At 77.5% G+C, this 14,056-nt stretch carries 14 protein-coding genes; 6 read left to right on the top strand and 8 right to left on the bottom strand.

Going from position 1 to position 14,056, the window contains the following annotated elements; genetic code table 11:
* Positions 1-66 precede the first annotated feature (66 nt).
* Positions 67-2,007 carry a hypothetical protein gene (locus K353_RS07115; protein ID WP_111552710.1) on the top strand — a complete coding sequence of 647 codons (1,941 nt, stop codon included), beginning with the start codon at positions 67-69 and terminating at the stop codon, positions 2,005-2,007.
* Positions 2,008-2,040: 33 nt separating this feature from the next.
* Here the strand turns inward: K353_RS07115 and K353_RS07110 are convergent, their stop codons facing one another.
* The 3 genes from K353_RS07110 to K353_RS07100 all read right to left on the bottom strand — a co-directional run bounded on the left by K353_RS07110 (position 2,041) and on the right by K353_RS07100 (position 4,434).
* Positions 2,041-3,048: an NADP-dependent oxidoreductase gene (locus tag K353_RS07110; protein ID WP_199528018.1), complete on the bottom strand. Its 1,008-nt coding sequence runs from the start codon at positions 3,046-3,048 to the stop codon at positions 2,041-2,043.
* Positions 3,049-3,211: 163 nt separating this feature from the next.
* Positions 3,212-3,772 (bottom strand): DUF3291 domain-containing protein, encoded by a 561-nt coding sequence (locus K353_RS07105; RefSeq protein WP_111552709.1) that lies wholly within the window; start codon positions 3,770-3,772, stop codon positions 3,212-3,214.
* Between the two features lie 32 nt (positions 3,773-3,804).
* Positions 3,805-4,434 carry a helix-turn-helix domain-containing protein gene (locus K353_RS07100; protein WP_111552708.1) on the bottom strand — a complete coding sequence of 210 codons (630 nt, stop codon included), beginning with the start codon at positions 4,432-4,434 and terminating at the stop codon, positions 3,805-3,807.
* A gap of 190 nt (positions 4,435-4,624) precedes the next feature.
* Here K353_RS07100 and K353_RS07095 point away from each other — a divergent pair, with 190 nt between their 5' ends.
* Positions 4,625-4,876, top strand: a complete 252-nt coding sequence (locus K353_RS07095; RefSeq protein ID WP_199528033.1) for a hypothetical protein — start codon at positions 4,625-4,627, stop codon at positions 4,874-4,876.
* 45 nt (positions 4,877-4,921) lie between these two features.
* On the opposite strand, the gene K353_RS07090 is transcribed toward K353_RS07095, so the two are convergent.
* From K353_RS07090 to K353_RS07080, 3 genes are all read right to left on the bottom strand, one after another.
* Complete coding sequence (locus K353_RS07090; protein ID WP_111552707.1) at positions 4,922-5,581, bottom strand: zinc ribbon domain-containing protein; 660 nt, start codon at positions 5,579-5,581, stop codon at positions 4,922-4,924.
* Positions 5,582-5,727: 146 nt separating this feature from the next.
* Positions 5,728-7,068: an NAD(P)/FAD-dependent oxidoreductase gene (locus K353_RS07085; RefSeq protein ID WP_111552706.1), complete on the bottom strand. Its 1,341-nt coding sequence runs from the start codon at positions 7,066-7,068 to the stop codon at positions 5,728-5,730.
* Between the two features lie 149 nt (positions 7,069-7,217).
* The gene (locus tag K353_RS07080; protein WP_111552705.1) at positions 7,218-8,123 is read right to left on the bottom strand and encodes an alpha/beta hydrolase; all 906 of its coding nucleotides are present in this window, start codon (positions 8,121-8,123) and stop codon (positions 7,218-7,220) included.
* A gap of 42 nt (positions 8,124-8,165) precedes the next feature.
* Here K353_RS07080 and K353_RS07075 point away from each other — a divergent pair, with 42 nt between their 5' ends.
* From K353_RS07075 to K353_RS07065, 3 genes are all read left to right on the top strand, one after another.
* Complete coding sequence (locus K353_RS07075) at positions 8,166-8,723, top strand: MarR family winged helix-turn-helix transcriptional regulator (protein WP_111552704.1); 558 nt, start codon at positions 8,166-8,168, stop codon at positions 8,721-8,723.
* Between the two features lie 107 nt (positions 8,724-8,830).
* Positions 8,831-9,157 carry a deoxyxylulose-5-phosphate synthase gene (locus tag K353_RS07070; protein ID WP_111552703.1) on the top strand — a complete coding sequence of 109 codons (327 nt, stop codon included), beginning with the start codon at positions 8,831-8,833 and terminating at the stop codon, positions 9,155-9,157.
* Positions 9,158-9,384: 227 nt separating this feature from the next.
* On the top strand, positions 9,385-9,798 hold the full coding sequence (locus K353_RS07065) for a hypothetical protein (protein ID WP_233533423.1): 414 nt from the start codon (positions 9,385-9,387) through the stop codon (positions 9,796-9,798).
* Positions 9,799-9,878: 80 nt separating this feature from the next.
* Here K353_RS07065 and K353_RS07060 read toward each other — a convergent pair whose 3' ends face one another.
* Complete coding sequence (locus tag K353_RS07060; protein ID WP_111552702.1) at positions 9,879-10,811, bottom strand: aldo/keto reductase; 933 nt, start codon at positions 10,809-10,811, stop codon at positions 9,879-9,881.
* A 95-nt stretch (positions 10,812-10,906) separates the two neighbouring features.
* Here K353_RS07060 and K353_RS07055 point away from each other — a divergent pair, with 95 nt between their 5' ends.
* Positions 10,907-11,536, top strand: coding sequence for a TetR/AcrR family transcriptional regulator (locus K353_RS07055; protein ID WP_233533422.1), 630 nt, complete (start codon positions 10,907-10,909; stop codon positions 11,534-11,536).
* An 85-nt stretch (positions 11,537-11,621) separates the two neighbouring features.
* On the opposite strand, the gene K353_RS07050 is transcribed toward K353_RS07055, so the two are convergent.
* On the bottom strand, positions 11,622-13,892 hold the full coding sequence (locus K353_RS07050; RefSeq protein ID WP_146616415.1) for a hypothetical protein: 2,271 nt from the start codon (positions 13,890-13,892) through the stop codon (positions 11,622-11,624).
* Between the last annotated feature and the right edge of the window lie 164 nt (positions 13,893-14,056).

Genomic DNA, 14,056 nt, shown 5'->3' with positions numbered 1-14,056 from the left:
ATCCGATGATCCACTCGTTGGTCCGTCCGACGTACCCCGGTCGCGTGCCGAGCCTTGGAGGGGCCGATGGATCTCAGGACACTGCCGCGGCCCCGGGCGGCCGGTTCCGGCGGACGGCCGGAGTCCGCGGAGGCCCTGCTGGTGCGGCACTACCGGCACCTGGTGGGGATGGCCTACCTGACGCTGCCCGCCGACCGGGGGCGGCACGCCCGGGTGGTGGCGGCGCACGCGGTGGTGCAGCGGGCGCTGCCGGTGCTCGGCGGGAAGGTCGCGGACCGGTCCGGGTACGGGTCGGGGTACGAGGCGGTGCGGGCCCGGGTGCTGCGCGGGGCGCTGCGTCGGCGGCGCTGGCCGGGGGCGGTGCTCCCCCGGGTGTGGGGGGTGCGGCTGTTCACGCCGCCGGACGACGGCGGCGCCGAACTGGACGTCCGGCTGGCCGAGTTGCCCGCCCCGGCGCGGGCCGGTTTCGCGCTCCGGGTGCTGGACGGACTGGACCGGGCCGAGACCGCCGAGGCGCTGGCCTGGGCCGGGGTGGAGGCGCCGGCCGAGGCGGCCCGGGCCGGGGACGAGCTGCTGCGCTCGCTGGGCGGCGCGGGCTGGTCGGAGCTCCCGCCCGGCTACGACGCCTGCACGGTGCACCTGCGGCCGGGCGACCTGCTGCGCCGCCGCCGCCGTTCAGCCCTGGTGGCCGCGGCGGTGGCGGTGGCACTGACCGCCGCGGTCCTGCCGGTGCTGGGCTCGCCCCACGGCAGTACCGGCAGGTCGAGCGCGCCGCCGCCCGCCGCGCGGGCCGTCGCGCCCGAGCGCCGCGCCGCGGACCTGTGGCGGCGGACCGCGAAACTGGACCTCGCCGTCTGGCCAGCCCGCGGCGAACTGGTGGACGACACCGCCCTGGTCGATCGCGCGGTCACCGCCTGGCAGCAGGCCGGGCCGTCCGCCGCCACCGAGCCCGGCAGCACCCCGGCTCCGCCCGTGGCCGTGCCCCAACTGCTGTACGCGGGACGGCTGGACGGCACGGCGGTGGTGCTGCTGACGGACGGCCGGAGCCTGGCCCGGTACACCGACGGACCGGCGTCCGACGGACCGGCACCTAGCGGACCGGCACGCAGCGGGCCGACGTCCGGGGCGGCGTCCGGACCGACGTCCGGGACCGGCGGACCGGTGCTGGCGCTGGCGGCGGCCGGGGACAGCGACGTGACGGCCGGTGCGGCGGTGGTGCTGCGGCGCGACGCGCGCGGGGCCCGGTACCTGCTGGCGCCGTGGGTGGCGTCCGCGGCGACCCGGCGGCTGGACCGGCCGGACGAGGCGGAGCGCCCGCTGGCGTTCGCCGACGGGGTGACCGACCCGGTGCCGGGGACGGCCGCGCCGGGCTGCCCGGGGCCGGTGCTGCAACTGCGGTCGGACCCGGTGGTCGCCGAGCAGCACGCCTTCCTGCTGGCCGACCTCGGCGGGCTCGCCCCCGCGCACCTCACCTACACCCCGCCCCCGGACGGCTCCGCCCCGGCCCGCCCGCCCCGGGAGGCGGTCGGCGCGCAGGCGCTGCGCCGGTGGGCGGCGGGCGCCTGCGCGGTGCCCGAGGCGGGTCCGGGCGTACGGCAGTTGAACCTGTGGGAGTTCGCCGACCAGCGGCTCCCGCAGAACGCCGGGGAGTTGGCCTGGGCCTGTCTGCGGGCCGACCGCTGGGACGGCTCGGGCAGCGCGGCGGCGGCGGTGCTGCCCCCGGACGGCGGCCGGGCCGAGCGGCTGGGCCGCGCGGACGGCCGGGCCTGCAGCCGCTACGAGCAGGACACCGTCGCCCAGTACCGCTGGCGCGCCCCGAACGGTGCCGCCTACCTGCTGGTCGCCGCCAGCCGCCGGGTCTCCCGCCTGCTGGTCACCACCCCGTCCCGCCGGCTGGACCAGCCCGCCCCGCCCGGCCGGACCCTGGCCCTCGACGACCCGGGCAGCGGCCCGGCCGGCGTCGAGGCCGTCACCGCCTCCGGCACCCGGCTGCGCCCGATCGGCTGACCCCGTCGGCGCCTTCGCCGACGGCGTCCCCGCTCAGGCGAGTTCGAGGATCAGCTTGCCGGTGTTGGCGCCGCGGAACAGCATCTGGAAGGTCTCCGGGAAGGCGTCGACGCCGCCCCGGACCAGGTGTTCGCGGGTGGTGAGGCGGCCGTCGGCGATCCAGCCGGCGATCTCCCGGGCGGCCTCGCGGTAGCGGGCGGCGTGGTCGAAGACGACGAAGCCCTCCATCCGGGCCCGGCGCACCAGCAGGGACAGGTAGTTGGCGGGGCCCTGGACGGCCTGCTCGTTGTTGTACTGGCTGATCGCGCCGCAGATCACCACCCGGGCGTGCATGGCCAGCCGGGTGAGCGCGGCGTCCAGGACGGGGCCGCCGACGTTGTCGAAGTAGACGTCGATGCCGTCGGGGGCGTGGGTGCGCAGGGCCTTGCGGACGTCCTCGGTCTGGTAGTCGACGGCCGCGTCGAAGCCCAGCTCCCCGGTCAGCCAGTCGCACTTGGCGGCGCCGCCGGCGATGCCGACCACCCGGCAGCCCTTCACCTTGGCGATCTGGCCGACCAGGCTGCCGACCGCGCCGGCCGCGCCGGAGACCACGACCGTCTCGCCCTCGCGCAGCGCGCCGACCTCCAGGAGGCCGAAGTAGGCGGTCATGCCGGGCATGCCGAGCGCGCCGAGGTAGGTGGGCAGCGGGGCGACCGCCGGGTCGACCCGGTGGGCGCCGCGGCCGTCGGACAGCGCGTACTCCTGGACGCCGAAGGTGCCGGTGACGAACTCGCCGACCCGGAAGCCGGGGTGGGCGGATTCGACCACCTCGACGATCGAGCCGGCCCGCATCACCTCGCCGAGCGCGACGGGCGGCAGGTAGGAGGGGCGGTCGTCCAGCCAGCCGCGCATCGCCGGGTCGAGGGAGAGGTAGCGGGTGCGGCCGAGGAACCAGCCGTCGGCCGGTCCGGTGACCGGCTCCTCGGTCAGCGTCCAGTCCTCCGGGCGGACCGGGCCGACGGGGCGGCGGGCGAGTCGGATCTGGCGGTTGGTGGCCGGCATGGCGCTCTCCTGCGAGGGGGGCGGGACGGGACGCGGGGCCGCCGGCGCTCGGGGGATGGGTCGGCGACCCCACCCGGCCGAGTCTAAGCAAGCGCTTAGTCAAAACACCAGGGGCACGCCGCCCGGCCGTCCGCAGCCGTCCGGGTGGTCGGCGGTGGGCGGCTCAGCGGGCGTCCGGCGCCGGGTGCGGTTCGCGGAAGGTGAACGCCTCCGGGCCGGGTCCGTGGTCGCGGATCAGGGCGATCCGCGCCATCGCCTCGGCCACGCCCGGACGGTGCCCGGCCGGGACCCACCACATCGCCTGGTGCGCCCCCGTCGGCCGCCGGAACCACTCGCGACGGCGGGCCAGCACCCTCAGGTGGTCGCTGCGGTAGACGTACGCGCGCAGCGCCTCGACCGACTCCCAGACCGAGCAGTTGATCTGCAGCAGGCCGTCGTCCGGGTCGGGGCGCAGGCCCGTCGCGTCCGCGCCGGTTGCGTCGACCAGCCGCCAGACGAAGCCGGGGCTGCGTTCGGCGAGCTCGTTGATCTCCGCCAACTGGGCCATGAAACCGGCGAGTTCGGGGCTGTCCAGCGGGGCCACGGTACGGCCGACGTTGACCTGGGCCAGGTGGTGGCCGGAGGGGGCGGGCGCGACGGCGGCGGGGGCGGCGGCAGCGGGCGCGGCGGGGGCGGCGGCAGCGGGCGCGGCGGGGGCGGCGGCAGCGGCCTGAGGGGCAGTCATGCGGCAAGCATGGCCCGGACCGGCTTCTAACGTCAATGGTTATTGTTTTTAGAGAGCGACACGCAGCAGCCGCCCGCGCACGGGTCCATCGCGGGCGTCCACCCCTCCCCCGCCAGGCCCTCCAGCAGCGCCAGGTTCATCCCGCACACCAGCGCCGGGAACTCGTCCGCCAGCGCGTGGAACGGGCAGTTGCGCAGCCGCACCACCTCCCCGTCCAGGAACGGCGCGTAGCCGCGCTCGCGCAGCGCCGCCAGCACGTCCGAGGGCTGCTCGGCCGACCCCGCCGCGCGGGCCGCCGCCTGCAACTCGCGGTCCAGGCCCGCCCGTTCGACCACCTCGGCGAGCAGTCGGCCGGCCGCGCCGTACTCCCGCGGCGGCAGTGCCACCGCGAACTCCGCCTCCGCCCGGCGGTACACCTTGGCGGGCCGCCCCGCGCCGGGGCCGCCGCGTCCCGGCGGCCGCCGGTAGGAGACCGCGAGCAGGCCCGCGTCCACCAGCTTGTCCAGGTGGAAGGCGGCCAGCGACCGGGAGACGCCGGCCGCCGCCGCGGCGGCGTCCCGCCCGACCTCCTCCGCCGCGTCGGCCACGTGCCGGTAGAGGGCGCGCCGCACCGGGTCGGCGAGGGCGCCCAGCGCCTCGATCGAGGAGTCCTCAGCAGTCATCCGTCGAGTCTATGACCGGCGCGCCCGACGCGAACGCGCCACCGGGGCGGCGCCGTTGCGCCACACCGCCCGGATGGCCGACGATTCGTTTCTACACCTCTGTAGAGTGTTCCCGACCGCCACCAGCCGGGTCGTTCGGGCATCCCGCACCCGTTCCACCCCCGCCGACCGGACTCGAAGGAGGCCCGCAGTGCTCCCTCCGCAGCTGCAGACCGACCCCGCCTGGTCCCCGCCGGAACCGGACGTCCGCCCCGCCTACCAGCCCGTCGAAGTCCTGCTCGACGACTCCGACACCTGGGCCCTCGGCCGCATCAACGCCTGGTGGCACTCCCCCGAGGGCACCCCCTGGTGCCGCCTCCGCCTGATCGGCGCCACCGCACCCCCCGCCTGGCACCGCTACGACCCCGACCGCATCCTGCTGCTCCCCACCCACGGCACCTGACGCCGCGCCGGGCCCGGCCGCTCCGGGCCCGGCGCGGCGTCAGCGTCAGCGTCGGGTGCCGCAGCTGGGGCAGAACGCGGAGCCGGCGGGCACCTCGGCGTGGCAGGAGGCGCACTGCGGGGGCTGGGCGAGGCGGAAGCCGCAGCCGGGGCAGAACGGGGTGCCGTGGGTCTCGGCGCGGCACTGCGGGCAGACCAGTTGGCGGTCGGTGGTGACGTCGAACTGCGGGGCCCGGGACTGGCCGTGGGTGTACGCGTTCTGCGTGACGGCGTCGTTGAGGCCGCGCTGGCGGGCGGCGGCGGCCTCGGCGGCGGTGTCGGGGGCGCAGCCGAGGCAGAGGCCCTGGGTGGCGTTCCAGCAGCGGCCGCAGACGTAGTGGGTGCAGCGGGCGCAGCGGTTGAAGTGCTGCTGGGCGCTGCCGATGGCGCGCTGGAAGGCGGCGTCGCGGCCACTGCCCCAGCTGGCGCCGGCCAGGCCGTCGGCGGCGTTGGTGAGGCCGTTGGAGGCGCTGCCGCCGAGCAGGCTCCAGGCGGCGCTGACGCCCTTGTTGATCCAGCCGGCCGCCTGGCCGGTGCGGAAGGGTTCGAACTCGGAGCGCCAGGTGTCGTAGCAGCGCGCGCAGGAGAACTCGAACTGGAAGCCCGCGCCGGTGCCGTGCTGCTCGCTGAGGTCCCGGTAGTTGTTGCTGAACTGGATCTCGCTCATGTCCGCCGACCAATCCTTTACAGGTGCTCCACAGGTGCCGTCTGGATTCGCCACACAGGCTCCCACACCCGGGGGCGGGGGCCGGTGCGGGGCCGGTGGTCCGGCCGCCGGTGCGGTCCGGCGGCCGGTGCGGTCGGTCGGTGTGGTCAGCCGCCGAACAGGACCGGTCCCAGCACGGAGGGACGGAACAGCAGGGTGGGCGGTTCCACCATCGCGGCGACCCGGTGGAACGCGCCGGCGACCCGGGCGTCGGTGACGGCGCGGGCCAGCACCCGGTCCAGCATCCGCTGTTGGACGCGGACCTGGAGGCCGGAGGGGCCGCCGGTGGTGCCGGCGAAGCGGACGTCCTCGCCGGCCGCCATCTGCCAGGGGTTCCTGGTGACGCCGGCAATGGCGTCCCGGGTCTCCCGGACGGCGGCGTGGCCGAGGTCGCCGCGGTGGTGGACGGCGTCGCGCAGGGCGCGGGCGGCGAGCGCGGCGACGGTCATGCCCTGGCCGTAGACCGGGTTGAAGGTGCAGGAGGCGTCGCCGAGCGCGAGGAAGCCGTGGGTGGCGGAGCGTTCGTAGTGCCGCCAGACGCTCGGGCCGGGGACGAAGCCGCGGGCCGGGCCGGTGGGCTTGGCGCCGATCACCGTCTCGGCGATGACGGGGTCGCGGAGCAGGCCGAGCTGCTTCTCGAACTCCTCGGGCTGGAGCGAGGGTTCGAAGCCGCGCATGCCGCCCATGCCGACGATCCAGCGCTCGCCCTCGACGGGCAGCAGGACGCCGAAGCGGCCCTGGTCGGGGGCGTGGCTCTGCAGGTAGACGGCGGAGCCGGCGGGGGCGTCGGCGGGGCGGTGGTAGAACCGGGTGGCGTAGGAGACGCCGGCGTCGACCCGGTCGCGCGGGACGGCGGGCGCGCCGAGCACCGAGAGCCACTTGGCGGCGCGGGTGGCGCGCCCGGCGGCGTCGACGACCAGCTCGGCGGGGATCGCCTCGATCTCCTCGCCGTGCCGGCCGCGGTGGTTGACCTGCACGCCGGTGACGGCGTGCCGGTCGCCGAGCAGGCCGATCACCTCGGTGCCGGTGCGGAACTCGACGTTGGACGCGGCGCGGACCCGCTCCAGCACGACCTGGTCGATCAGCGGGCGGCTGCAGGTGAGGACGGCCAGGTCGCTGTCGTAGGGGGCGAGCCAGCCGGCCGAGGTGAGCCAGCGCAGGCCGCCGGAGAGCGGGACCCGGGTGGCGCCGGCGGCGAGGAGTTCGGCGAGGGTGCCGGGCAGCAGTTCGTCGATGGTGCGCTGGCCGGCCTCCAGCAGCAGGTGGCCGTGCTTGGCCTGCGGGACGCCCGGGCGGAAGTCCACCCCGTCCGGGTAGCGGTCGCGTTCGACCACCACGACCCGTTCCGCGACGCCGTGCAGCGCCCAGGCCGCCAGGCATCCGGCCAGTCCGCCGCCGATCACCACTGCCGTGCCGCGGTCACCGGCCGCGGTCCCCCTAGAACTCATGTCCGTACAGTAAGGGACGCGGCGCGCTCGGTCACCGGGAGTCCGGGGTTCGGCCGCCTTTTCGTGGCGGGCAACTCCCCTCCGGGCGGGGTGGTTTCACCGCTTCCGCCCGGAGGTGCCCGCCTTGTCCGGGTGCGCGGGAGGGTCCGTCACCGGTCGGCGGCGGTGCGCTGGCGCAGGAACAGGGCGGCCCGTTCCAGCGCCTCGTCGGCCTCGTCCAGGACGCCGGCGTAGCACTGGAAGACGTGCGGCACGTCCGCGGTGACGTCGAGGACGACGTCCACGCCCGCGTCACGCGCCCGGGCGGCCAGCCGGGTGGAGTCGTCCAGCAGCACCTCGTTGGCGCCGACCTGGATCAGCATCGGGGGCAGGCCGGTGAGGTCGGCGTGCACGGCCGGGCTGAGCAGGGGGTGGCGCGGGTCGGCTCCGGCCAGGTACATGGCGCCGGTGCGGTCGAAGGAGGAGCGGGTGAAGACCGGGTCGATGCCGTCCTTGGTCTCCATGCTGGCGCCGGTGCGGGTGGCGTCGGCGCCCGGGGAGAAGGCCAGGATGCCGGCGGGCAGCGGGAGTCCGGCGTCCCGGGCGGCGAGGGCGGTGGTGACGGCGAGGCCGCCGCCCGCGGAGTCGCCCGCGAGGACGGTGCGGGCCGGGTCCGCGCCGCGCTCCAGCAGGGCGCGGTAGGCGGCCAGGGTGTCCTCGACGGCGGCCGGGAAGGGGTGTTCGGGGGCGAGCCGGTAGTCCAGCGAGTACGCGGGCAGGCCGCTGCCGGCGACCAGGTGGCCGGTCAGCGACAGGGCGGTCTCGGGCGAGCCGAACACCCAGCTCCCGCCGTGGAAGTACAGGATCGTCCCGTCCCGCGCCTCCCCGACCGGGTCGACCCGCAGGGCGGGACGGCCGCCGAGTTCGGCCGGGGCGGTGCGGATGCGCTCGTGCGGGACGGTCATCCCGGCCATCAGCTCCCGGAACCCGGCCCGGATCTGCTCGACCGTCGGCTCCCCGTCGGGGGCCGGCTTCCGCAGCCTCCGGTCGATCTCGGCGCGCTGCTCCCTGCTCATGGCACACTCCTGTCCGAAGTAGCTTCCACCACACTATATGCCATGGAATATACATTGCCCGACGACCGCACCTCGGCGGACCTCCTCGCGGACTCCCCCGACCCCGCCCGCCGTCCCGAACTCCCCGGACTCCCGGACCTCCCGGACCTCCCCGGACTCCCCGCGCTCTTCGCCGACCTGATCCGCTGCGAGACCCGCCTCTACAACGCCCTCGGCGACCGGCTGCGCGAACGGCACGGCATCGTCACCTCGCAGTACGAGTTCCTGCACCACCTGCGCGAACACCCCGGCTGCCGGGTGGCCGACCTGGCCGCCGAGTTCGCCATCGGCGTCGGCGCGACCAGCAAGGGCGTCGACCGCCTGGAGAAGCAGGGCTGGGCCGTCCGGCACCCGAACCCCGACGACCGCCGCTCCTCCCTGCTGACCCTCACCCCCGAGGGCGAACGGCTGACCGCCCAGGCCGAACGGACCTACACCGAGGCCCTGACCGAACTCCTCACCCCCGCCCTGGACGCCCCCGCCCTCACCGCCCTCGCCCGCACCCTCGCCGCCCTGCGCACCACCCTCGAGCACCACCGCACCGGCACCCCGGCGGGCTGACCCCCGCCGCCCCGGAGCGGGCCGCTCCGGACGGACCGCCCCCGCCCGTCCGCGCCCGCCGGAATAACCGGTCGAATTCGCCCCGGGCGGTGCCTACCCTGGCGGGCATGGCCCACGCGAAGACCTCGTACGTCTGCCTGCCCTGCCGGGCCTCGTACAAGCAGCCCTACGACCGGGAACGGGCGCGGACCTGCCCGCGCTGCTCGGAGCCGCTGGTCCACGCCGGGTCGGCCTTCGCCGCGCCCCGGCGGCGGGACACCGCGGCCTGGCGGACCCTCGCGGTCCTGCTGAACGCGGGTGTGGGTTTCCACAAGAGCTGCTGCGGCGGCCCCGGGTACCGCCCCCGCACGCCTCGCGAGGTGCGGGAGCGGATGGCGCACGCGCGGCGCACCGGCGAGCCCGTGGCCGAGGCCCTCGTCCGGCGGGTGATCTGACCGGGGGCCGCGGCCCGGCGCTCCCCGCCGCGGTCGTCCGCCGTCCCTCGGGGCTCCCGGCCGCTCCGCTCCCCGACTGGGCGGACCTGGAGCACCCCGGGCACCGTGTCCCGCCCGTCGGACCCGACGGGTCGTGGAGCCGCCGCTGGGAGGCCGCGGTCGGCGTCGCGCCGGCCCACCTCGTGGTGGCCACCGGGAACCGCCCGGTGACCCTCCCGGCCGGCCCCGTGGCCGAGTTGCTCGGCCACGCCGTGGCCCGCCGCCTGCCCGCCGGGCCCGACCCCCGTTCGGTGGGGCCGGCCGGCCCGGGCATCCCCGTGCCCCGGCCCCGGCCCGACGTCCTGCTCGTCCCTCGCCACCCCGGCACGGGCGAGCCGTGGCGGCCGTCCGGCCGGCGGGCGACGGTCGTGCCGCTGGACAGCGGAGTCTGGGCGTACCTCACCGGCACCGGGGAGACGTCGCCGACGCCCGCCACCGGGACGCTCCCGGCGGACGTGCTGCGCGACGACTACCCGCCGCCGGCGCGCCCCTGGTGCCCGCCGGAGCCCCACGGCGGCGCCTTCCGGGACACCCTGGTCCGCCTGCCCGGGATCCGTCGCCCCGAACTGCGCGGGTACCGCGGCGACGCGTACCCCTCGTGAGCCCGGGAGCGCCCGGCGGTGGCGGGGCGGCGCCGGACCGCCCCGGCGCCCGTGACGGCTCCTCGGGGGGCGGGGCCGGGTCAGGAGTGTGCGATGTCGCCGGAGCGCGAGGGGACGGCGTCCAGGGCGGCCAGGGTCGGGGCGTCGAGGACGACGGCGCCGGCCTCGGCGTTGGCCCGGAGGTGGTCGGGGTCGGCGGTGCCGGGGATGAGGAGGGTGTGGGGGGCGTGGTGGAGCAGCCAGGCCAGGCCGACCTGGGCGGGGGAGGCGCCGAGCGCCCGGGCCGCGGCGAGGACGGCGGGCTCGTCGGCGACCTTCGGGATGCCCGGGTACGCGCCGCCGAGCGGGAAGTACGGGACCCAGGCGACGTCCTCGGCGAGGCAGAGCCGCAGGACGTCCTCGTCGTCGCGCGACACCAGGCTGTAGGCGTTCTGCACGCAGGCGATGCCCGCCGGGAGGGCCCGGCGCAGTTCGTCGGCGCCGACGCTGCTGAGTCCGAGGGCGCCGATCTTGCCCGCGTCGCGCAGCTCGGTCAGGACGGCGAGCTGGTCGTCCAGGTCGACCACCTGGTCGCCCTCGGCGCGCAGCCCCGGGCCGTGGCCGGCGCGGCGCAGGTTGACCAGCGGAATCCGCTCCCAGCCGAGGCTGCGGAGGTTGTCCTCGACGGCGGCGCGGAGCTGCTCGGGGCGCTGGGCCAGCCGCAGCGGGAGCGGGCCGGTGGCGGGTTCGGCGCCGACCTTGCTGGCCACCAGGACGTCGTCCTCGGCGGTGAACGCGGCGCCGATCGCCTCGTTGGCGGAGCCCGCGCCGTAGAACTGGGCGGTGTCGACGTGGTCGATGCCCAGTTCGGCGGCGGTGCGCAGCAGGGCGACCGAGGCGGCGTGGTCCAGGCGGCGCAGCTGCATGGCGCCGAAGCCGACCCGGGAGACGGTGCGGCCCGCGAGCGCGCCGGGCCCGCCGGCCCGTTCCGCGCCGGTGGCGGTGAACTGCGGGGATCGGGCCGTGGAGGTCATGGCGAGGTCACTCCCGTGAGACGATGGAGGTAAACGGAGGAACTCCGTTACCGACCACCGTAGCACCGGTCAGCACTAACCGGAGGGACTCCGCTTTGACCGCCCCCGATCCCCGCGCCCCCGACTCTTCCGCGGCCGGCCCGTCCGGGTCTGACTCCCCCGCGGCCGGGCGTCCGCCCCGGGCCGACGCGCAGCGCAACCGCGAGCGGCTGCTCGCCGTCGCCCGGGACGCCTTCGCCGCGACCGGCGGCAAGGCCACCCTCGACGCCATCGCCCGCGAGGCAGGTGTCGGCATCGGCACGCTCTACCGCCACTTCCCCACCCGCGAAGCGCTCGTCGAGGCCATCTACGCGACCGAGCTGGACGCCGTGGTCACCAGCGCACCCGCGCTGCTCGCCCAGCTCCCGCCCGACGCGGCGCTGCGCGCCTGGATGGACCGCTACGCCGCGTTCTTCGCGGCCAAGCGCGGCATCTCCGAGACCCTGCGGGCCGGTTGGGCCTCCGGCGCGATCGCGACCCCGGCCACCCGGGAGCGGATCACCGCGGCGATCGCGTCGATCCTCGACGCCGGTGCGGAGGCCGGTGCGCTGCGGGACGACGTGCCGGCCGAGACGGTCACGATGATGCTCCTGGGCGTCTTCCTCTCCACGACGGCCGGTAACGACCCCGAGCTGACCGGCCCGCTCCTCGACCTCGTGGCGGACGCCCTCCGGCCCACCGCCTGACCGGCCCGCCGGGCCGCTTCCCCGCACGGGCGGGGCCCCGGCCGGGCCGGTCCTCAGCCGACTCGGGCCTCAGCCGACCCGGGCCTCAGCCGACCCGGTCGAGGAGGGACGCCAGCACGGTGCGCAGCTGTTCGTCCTCGCGGACCACCGCGTCCTCGGCCCCGAAGACGGCCAGGCGGCGGTCGCCGGTGGCGAGGGCGGCCAGCCGGTCGCGCTGCCGCGGCGTCAGGACGGCGGGGCCCAGGGCCCGCAGCGCGTCGCAGGCGGTGTCGAGGTCGGCACCGGTCTCGGCCGAGCGCAGCGCCGCCTCGGCGAGCCGGGCGCGGTCGAGGTCGGCCGGGTCGGCGACGGCGAGCAGCCCGAGCACGGCCGAGGGCGCCTGGGCCGGGTGGTCGAGGAGGGCGTGCAGCCGGGCGGTCAGCGGGCGCCCGGCCGGGCCGAGCACGGCGATCTCGCGGGCGGCCCGGGCGGCCGTCCAGTGGAACCACCGCCGGTCTTCGCAGCGGTCGAACACCGCGTCCAGCACCGGGACGGCCTCGGCCGCCTCCCCGGTGATCCGCCACAGCGCGAGCGCGAGCGCGAGGTCGGCGTCGACCTCCGGCGCGGTGTCGCGTGCGGTGTCGCGGTCGACGGCGCGGCCGAGCGCCGCCCGCAGCGCCGGGACGAGGGGTCCGGCCGCCGACCCGAGGGCGGCCGCGGCGCGGGCACCCTCCGCGACGCCGCGCGGCCCACCGACGAGCGCCGCCCCGACCGCGGTGAACAGCGGCCCGGTCTCACCGGTCAGCACGTGCAGCGCCTGCGCCCCGAGCAGCTTCCCGGCCCCGGCCCGCAGGACGTTCGCGGCCTGCTCGCGCCACTGCGGCCCGGCGGCGATCGCGGCGACGGCGGTGCCCGCGCCGACGGCAGCCTCCACGACACCCCCGGCGGCAGCGTCCGCAGCCGCAGCGGCACCCACAACGCCCGCAGTGACGGCGGTGATCGCGGTGGCGGCGTGCGGGAACCGCGGCAGGGCGGCGCACAGTTCGGGCAGCGCCTCGACGGCCTGCGGGCCCCACTGCCGCAGCAGGCGGACCAGCCCGGCGGTGTCGCCCTGGTCGCCGGTCGGCGGGCAGCCGCAGGGCTCGGGACGCTCCGGCGTCCTGGCGGCCAGGCGGGCGCGGACCGCGGCGAACAGTTCGGGGTTGAACGGGAAGGGTGTGTCGGCCGGGGCGTGGGACCCGGCGGCGCACTGGAGGGCGCGCGGGCGCCGACCGAGCGCCCGGGCCAGCAGCGGGGCGGCGGTCTGCGGGGCCACCAGGACGAGCGCGGCGAGCGCCTGGTCGGCCGCCTCGTCGTCCGACTCGTCGTCCGCCCCGCCACCCGGACCCGGCCGCGCGGCGAGTGCGGCGAGGACCGGGGCGGCCTCGGCGGCGGCCGGGCCGAGCTTGCCGAGCAGGCGGGCGGCCGTCGCGTCGGCGGCGAGCGGGACGATCGCGGGGATCAGCCGTCGCGGGGCGCTGCGGGAGCGGGCGCAGGCGCGGTCGGCCGCCCACAGGGCCTCGGCCCGCGCCTCGGGGCGCTCGTCGCGCAGGGCGGCGTCGAGCAGGGCGAGGGCGCTCTCGCGGTCGGCCTCGGTGTCCCGTTCCAGCAGCGCCCCGACGATCGCGCGCAGCGGCTCCCTGTGCTCGTACGTGTGGCCGGTCCCGGCCGTCCCGGCTGCGGGCAGCAGGCCGAGGACGGCGTCGTGGTGCGCGGCGCGCCACGGTTCCCCGGCGTCCAGTGCGGCGAACACGGCGGCCAGGCGCAGCGGCGCGGGCGTCTCCGGGCCGAGCAGCGCGCGGGCCTCGGCGGCGGCGCCCGCCCGGTCCAACCGGCCGTACGAGGTGAGGAGTTCGGCCCGGACGACGGGCTCGGTCTCGACGGCCAGCCGGGCCCGGACGGCGGGCAGCGCGGGGCCGGCGTCCCGGGTGTGGCCGACCGTCCAGCCGGCCGCCTGCCGGACCGCGGCGTCCTGATCGGCCAGCAGCGGGAGGAGCAGCGGCAGTTGGGCGGCGACGGCGGCCCGGACGGCACCCGGCGCGACCTCGCACTCGTCCTCGCTCTCGGCGAGGCAGCCGAGCAGCCGGAGCGCGTCGAGGCTGCGTCGGCCGGAGGCGGCGATCCGGGCGAGGTACGGGGCGGCGTCGGCGCTGGCCGCGTACACGGTGCCCTGGTGCGCGATCGAGCCGTACAGCTCGTCCAGCGCCTCCTCGGCGTCCGCGCCGTCCTCGGCGAGGGCCCGCAGCAGCCCGGGCAGGTCCTCGGCCGGGCCGTAGGCGTGGTCGACGGCGGCCCAGGGGTGGGCGTCGAGTCCGGCGAGGACGGTGCGGAGTTCCATGGCCGCGATCTTCCCGGGAGCCTCCGACATCCGTCCGGTCCGGACCGCCCGAACCGGACCGGACCGTGCGAGAACGGTGGTGCGGGAGCGGCGGCGCGGGCCGGGCTGGGCCGGACGGGTGACCCGCCGGGCGCGTGGCGGCGCGGCGCGGTGGTCGGCGGCTT

The organism is Kitasatospora sp. SolWspMP-SS2h (assembly GCF_003259315.1).
GTDB classification, from domain to species: Bacteria; Actinomycetota; Actinomycetes; order Streptomycetales; family Streptomycetaceae; genus Kitasatospora; species Kitasatospora fiedleri.
Note: the sequence above shows the minus strand (reverse complement) of the source record. Positions and strands in the feature narration are given on the sequence as shown.